A 388-nucleotide genomic window follows, 5' to 3' on the forward strand; every position below is an offset into this window, starting at 1 on the left:
CCCCCCCCCCCCCCCCCCCCCCCCCCCCCCCCCCCCCCCCCCCCCCCCCCCCCCCCCCCCTTTTTCATGCTCCGGCTCCCACCGAGATCTACACCCAGTTGGCATCGTCGGCAGCGTCAGATGTGTATAAGAGACAGCCCCATAGGTGATACCGGTATACAGAAAAGGCTGGGCCGACTCTTTGCCGTAGAGCAGAATAAATTGCCCTGGGATAAACGCCGCCAAAAAGTTGGCTTCATTGGCGCGGGATACTGTCTCTTATACACATCTCCGAGCCCACGAGACAGGAGGTATCATCTCGTATGCCGTCTTCTGCATTAAAAAAAAGGGGGGGGGGGGGGGGGGGGGGGGGGGGGGGGGGGGGGGGGGGGGGGGGGGGGGGGGGGGG

1 pseudogene is annotated in these 388 nt (G+C 65.7%); it reads right to left on the bottom strand.

Going from position 1 to position 388, the window contains the following annotated elements:
- Positions 1-132: 132 nt before the first annotated feature.
- A pseudogene (locus tag JHD74_RS26795) lies at positions 133-234 on the bottom strand (hypothetical protein); the annotation flags it as partial.
- Between the last annotated feature and the right edge of the window lie 154 nt (positions 235-388).

This window comes from Serratia sp. ASV30, assembly GCF_016428815.1.
Lineage (GTDB): Bacteria > Pseudomonadota > Gammaproteobacteria > Enterobacterales > Enterobacteriaceae > Chania > Chania fonticola_C.